This is a genomic window from Ornithinicoccus halotolerans (assembly GCF_009602535.1).
Classification (GTDB): domain Bacteria; phylum Actinomycetota; class Actinomycetes; order Actinomycetales; family Dermatophilaceae; genus Ornithinicoccus; species Ornithinicoccus halotolerans.
Genome location: NZ_WIQI01000152.1, coordinates 1 through 4,599, shown reverse-complemented (window position 1 = coordinate 4,599; position 4,599 = coordinate 1). Strand labels below are relative to the sequence as shown.

6 protein-coding genes are annotated in these 4,599 nt (G+C 76.0%); 2 read left to right on the top strand and 4 right to left on the bottom strand.

Annotation, left to right across the window (positions count from 1 at the left end):
• On the bottom strand, positions 1 to 658 hold a 658-nt coding region (locus GFJ45_RS15135; protein ID WP_228387135.1), incomplete at its 3' end, for a thiamine-phosphate kinase.
• Between the two features lie 80 nt (positions 659 to 738).
• Here GFJ45_RS15135 and GFJ45_RS15130 point away from each other — a divergent pair.
• Both GFJ45_RS15130 and GFJ45_RS15125 read left to right on the top strand, forming a co-directional pair.
• Complete coding sequence (locus GFJ45_RS15130) at positions 739 to 972, top strand: Lrp/AsnC family transcriptional regulator (protein WP_153398675.1); 234 nt, start codon at positions 739 to 741, stop codon at positions 970 to 972.
• Positions 951 to 1,442, top strand: a complete 492-nt coding sequence (locus GFJ45_RS15125) for a DUF3515 family protein (protein WP_153398673.1) — start codon at positions 951 to 953, stop codon at positions 1,440 to 1,442. Before GFJ45_RS15130 ends, GFJ45_RS15125 begins: the two co-directional genes overlap by 22 nt.
• Positions 1,443 to 1,490: 48 nt before the next feature.
• Here GFJ45_RS15125 and GFJ45_RS15120 read toward each other — a convergent pair whose 3' ends face one another.
• From GFJ45_RS15120 to GFJ45_RS15110, 3 genes are read right to left on the bottom strand one after another with little or no spacing between them, the layout of a single operon-like run.
• Complete coding sequence (locus tag GFJ45_RS15120; RefSeq protein ID WP_153398671.1) at positions 1,491 to 2,630, bottom strand: D-alanine--D-alanine ligase family protein; 1,140 nt, start codon at positions 2,628 to 2,630, stop codon at positions 1,491 to 1,493.
• A gap of 49 nt (positions 2,631 to 2,679) precedes the next feature.
• Entirely contained in the window at positions 2,680 to 3,690 is a 1,011-nt protein-coding gene (locus tag GFJ45_RS15115) for an NAD(P)H-dependent glycerol-3-phosphate dehydrogenase (protein WP_153398669.1), read from the bottom strand.
• The gene (locus GFJ45_RS15110; protein WP_153398667.1) at positions 3,687 to 4,424 is read right to left on the bottom strand and encodes a lysophospholipid acyltransferase family protein; all 738 of its coding nucleotides are present in this window, start codon (positions 4,422 to 4,424) and stop codon (positions 3,687 to 3,689) included. The genes GFJ45_RS15115 and GFJ45_RS15110 overlap by 4 nt, the downstream gene beginning before the upstream one ends.
• Positions 4,425 to 4,599: the final 175 nt, after the last annotated feature.

Below are 4,599 nucleotides of genomic sequence, written 5' to 3'. Positions count from 1 at the left end.
GTCCCTGCGCCAGCTCGGGCGCGGGCCGGCAGTGGTAGCCGACCAGCGCGGCCGCCTCCTCGGCGGTCTCCGGCGGCGGCCACCAGCCCGCGTCACCGCGCTCGAGCAGCAGCAGCCCCGCGGCGGACCGGCCCAGCGACCCGGCCACCGCGACCACGTCCCCGGCGCGGGCCCCCGACCGCAGCACCGGCGCGCGGCCCTGCAGCTCACCGAGCGCGGTGACCGACACCATCACCTCGCCGGTCGAGGAGGACAGGTCCCCGCCGAGCACGGGCACCCCCGCGCGCGCCGCGGCCTCGGCGATCCCCTCGGTGAGTCCCTCCACCCAGCGCAGCGGCAGCGAGCCGGGCGCCACGAGCGTCACCAGCAGGCCGGTACCGGTGCCGCCCATCGCGGCCAGGTCGGCGAGGTTCTGCACGACCACCTTGGCCCCCACGTCGTGCGGCGTGGACCAGTCGTCGCGCCAGTCCCGGTCGCGCACGACGGTGTCGGTCGTGGCCAGCACCGGTCCGCGGGTGGCCAGCAGCGCGGTGTCGTCGCCGGGCCCCACCAGCACCCCGTCCTCCGGCAGCCCGCGCAGCCGGGCGAACACCTCGGCGAGGATCCCGGCCTCGCCGGCACCCTCGATGGTCAGCCCGCCGTCCGACGCACCCGGCACCACTGGCTCCTCCTCTCGCCCCCGGCACGGTAGCGTCTCACCCGTCAGCCGCACCCGGGGCGAGGGAGTTCGTGGTCGAGATGATCCAGGCGTACCTGCTCGTGCAGACCGAGGTCGGCCGGTCCTCGGCAGTGGCGCGCGCGATCGCCGACCTGGACGGGGTGCTCTCGGCCGAGGACGTCACCGGGCCCTATGACGTGATCGCCCAGATCGAGGCGCCGACCGTGGACGACCTGGGACGGCTGGTCATCGCCCGCATCCAGGAGGTGCCCCACATCACCCGCACCACCACATGCACCGTCGTCCACCTCTGAGCGGCGCGTCCCTGGGCACTGTCGGCCTCCCTGCGCTGCTCGTGCTGTCCGTGCTGTCCGTGCTGCTCGTGCTCACCGGATGCACGTCGGCGGTCGAGGTCCGCCCGTACGACGGCGCGGACTCCCCCGCCTGCCAGCGGGTGGCCGACGCCTGGCCCGCCACCGTCGGGGAGCTGCAGCCGCGCGAGGTGGCCGTCCAGTCCCGCGGTGTCGCGGCGTGGGGCGACCCCGCGGTGATCGCCCGGTGCGGCGCCGAGCCGCCCGGACCGACCACCGAGCAGTGCCTGGACGTGGCCGGCGTCGACTGGATCGCCGAGGAGCTCGCCGACGGGTGGCGGTTCACCAGCTACGGGCGGGACCCCGCGGTGGAGGTGCTGGTGCCGCAGCAGCACAACCCCAACGCGCTGCTGCTGACGGCGTTCAACCCGGCGGCCGAGAGCGTGCCCCAGGGCGACCGGCGCTGCAGCTGAGCCCGGCCCGCGGGCGCGGTCCGCGCCGGCCGCGACCGGGAGGTCTGCTCAGCGCAGCCCGAGCGGGCGCTCCAGCGCCAGCGCCAGCAGCTCCTCGACCAGCTCGGGGTAGGCCAGCCCGGAGGCGGCCCACACCTGCGGGAACATCGAGTACGGCGTGAAGCCGGGCATGGTGTTGACCTCGTTGACCAGCACCCGGCCGTCAGCGGTGTAGAAGCAGTCCACCCGGGCCAGCCCCTCGCAGCCGGCGGCCTCGAAGGCGACCGCCGCCAGCCGCCGCACCTCCTCCCGCACCCCGGTGGGCACGTCGGCGGGGATGGTCAGCCGCAGGTTCTCCTCGTCCAGGTACTTGGCCTCGAAGTCGTAGAAGGTGTGGCCGCCGCCGACCGCGATCTCGCCGACCTCGCTCACCCGCGGCGGCGTCGAGCCGCGTCCCTCCAGCACGCCCACCTCCACCTCGCGGCCGTCGATGCCCTGCTCCACGAGCACCTTCGGGTCGTGCCGGCGGGCCTCCTGCACCGCCCGGGCCAGGTCCTCGGGCCGCTCCACCCGGCTGACCCCCATCGAGGACCCGGCGCGCGCCGGCTTGACGAAGACCGGGAACGTCAGCGAGCTGGCGGCGTCCAGGGCGGCCGCGGGGTCCTGCCGCCACTGCCGGTCGCTGATCACGGCGTAGGGCCCCACCGGCAGCCCCGCGGAGGCGAAGACGGTCTTCATCATCGCCTTGTCCATCATCGCGGCGGAGGCCAGCACCCCGCAGCCGACGTAGCGGATGTCGGCCAGCTCCAGCAGCCCCTGGATGGTGCCGTCCTCCCCGAACGGCCCGTGCAGCAGCGGGAACACCACGTCCACCTCGCCAAGCGCCGCCGGCACCTCCCCGGGGCGCGCCACGGTCAGGGTGCGGTCGGGCGAGCCCAGCGGCAGCAGCACCGGCGCGCCGTCACCGGGCACCTCCGGGAGCTGGCCGTCGCTGATCTCCAGCGCCGCCGGCTCGTCGGCGACCTGGACCCAGTAGCCCTCCCGGGTGATGCCGACCGGGACCACCTCGTAGCGCTCCCGGTCGATCGCCCGCAGCACGCTGGCGGCGGTGGCGCAGGAGATGGCGTGCTCCTCGGAGCGGCCGCCGAAGACGAGGGCCACGCGCACGCGGTCACCCCGCGGGGCTGGGGTCGGGCTGTGCTGGCTCATCGCGGTCGAGGGTAGCGGCCGGGGCGGCCGGACCCGGCCAGCCACGCTGCTACTGGCGCTCGTGCTTGCGCGCCCGGGACATCAGCGCGTCGGCCAGCTCACGCGGGTCCACGCCCTCCTCGAGCACCGCGGTGATGCCGGCGCTGATCGGGACGTCCACCCCGTGGCGCCCGGCCAGCTCGACGACCGAGCGGCAGGTGCGCACGCCCTCGGCGGTCTGCCCGGTCGCCACCAGCGCCTCCTCCGGCGTCATCCCCCGGCCGAGGCTGACGCCGAACCGGTGGTTGCGCGACAGCGGCGACATGCAGGTGGCGATCAGGTCGCCGACGCCGGCCAGCCCCATCAGGGTGGCCGGGTCGGCACCCAGCGCCGCCCCGAGGCGGGCGGTCTCGGCGAGCCCGCGGGTGATGATGCTGGCCTTGGTGTTGTCGCCGTAGCCGAGCCCCTCGGCGAGGCCGACCGCGAGCGCGACGACGTTCTTCATCGCCCCGCCGAGCTCGGTGCCGACCACGTCGGTCTCGGTGTAGGGGCGGAAGTAGGGCGTCGCGACCGCGGCGGCGACCACGTCGGCGGTGTCGTGGCTGGCGGAGGCGATGACGCTGGCGGCCGGCTGCCGGTCGGCGATCTCCCGTGCCAGGTTGGGGCCGGACAGCACCGCCACCCGCTCCGGGTCGACGCCGCCGACCTGGGTGACCACCTCGCTCATCCGCAGCCCGGTGCCGTTCTCGATGCCCTTCATGAGGGAGACGACGGGGCCGTGGGCGGGCAGCAGCGGCGCCCAGCCGGTCAGGTTGTCCCGCAGCGTCTGCGAGGGGACGGCCAGCACCACCAGGTCCGCCCCCGTCAGCGCGTCCTCGGCGTCGGTGGTCGCCCGCACCGAGCCGGGCAGCACCCGGCCGGGCAGGTACTCGGCGTTGACGTGGTCGCGGTTGATGGCCTGCGCCAGCGCCGGGCGGCGGCCGTGCACGACGACCTGCACCTGGTCACCGCCGGCGTCGGCCAGGACGCCGGCGAACGCGGTGCCCCAGGACCCGCTGCCGAGGACGGCGACCCGCCTCACCGGTCGCCCCCGTGCTGGTAGGGCTGCTCGGGCGCGCGCTCCCCGCGCAGCTCCTCCAGCTGCCGGGTGATCGCGGCCATCACCCGGTCGGTGGCCTGCCGCAGCGCGACCGGGCTCTCCGCCTGGCCCTCCCCGCGCAGGTCGGCGAGGTCGACCGGCGGGCCGGCCGCGACCTGCATCCGGACCCGGGAGAACAGCCCGCGCGGCCGGCGGGCGTAGGGCGGCAGCAGCTGCTGCGGGCCCCACTGCGCGACCGGCACCACGGGGGCACCGGTGGCCAGCGCGAGCCGGCCCACGCCGGTCTTGGCCCGCATCGGCCACAGCCCGGGGTCCCGGGTGAGGGTCCCCTCGGGCAGGATCACCACGCAGGAGCCGGCCTGCACTGCCCTCTCCGCGGCCTGCAGCGCGTCCCCGGCCCGGCTGGAGCCGCGGTAGACCGGCAGCTGCCCCAGCCCGTGCAGCGCCCCGCCGACGACGGGCAGCTCGAAGAGCGAGGACTTGGCCAGGAACAGCGGCGGGCAGCCGTGGTCGACCAGGAAGTGGGCCAGGGTGAAGGGGTCGATCTCGGAGACGTGGTTGGCCGCGACGATGAAGCCGCCCTCGGCAGGCAGGTGCTCGGCTCCGTGCCAGTCCTGCCGCGTCAGCCCGGCGATCGGGGGGCGCAGCAGCGCGATGACCGCCCGGTAGCTGCGGGGCGCGCTGGTACGGATCGGCATGCGGGGCACGGGGGTCATCTTGTCATCGTGCGGCAGGATGGTGGTATGCCACCCGCCCCCGCCCCGGCCCCCCGCTGGCGCGTCGTGGTGCCGGTCAAGCACGCGCACCGGGCCAAGTCCCGGCTGCTGCCGCCGCAGCCGCTCACCCGGCCCGAGCTGGCCCGGGCCGTGGCCCAGGACACGCTCGCGGCCG

What these genes read in the sequence shown, in the direction of transcription:
- GFJ45_RS15130 (WP_153398675.1), top strand. Translation starts at nt 739, where the DNA reads ATGATCCAGGCGTACCTGCTCGTGCAGACCGAGGTCGGCCGGTCCTCG.
- GFJ45_RS15125 (WP_153398673.1), top strand. Translation starts at nt 951, where the DNA reads ATGCACCGTCGTCCACCTCTGAGCGGCGCGTCCCTGGGCACTGTCGGC.
- GFJ45_RS15120 (WP_153398671.1), bottom strand. Translation starts at nt 2,630, where the DNA reads ATGAGCCAGCACAGCCCGACCCCAGCCCCGCGGGGTGACCGCGTGCGC.
- GFJ45_RS15110 (WP_153398667.1), bottom strand. Translation starts at nt 4,424, where the DNA reads ATGACCCCCGTGCCCCGCATGCCGATCCGTACCAGCGCGCCCCGCAGC.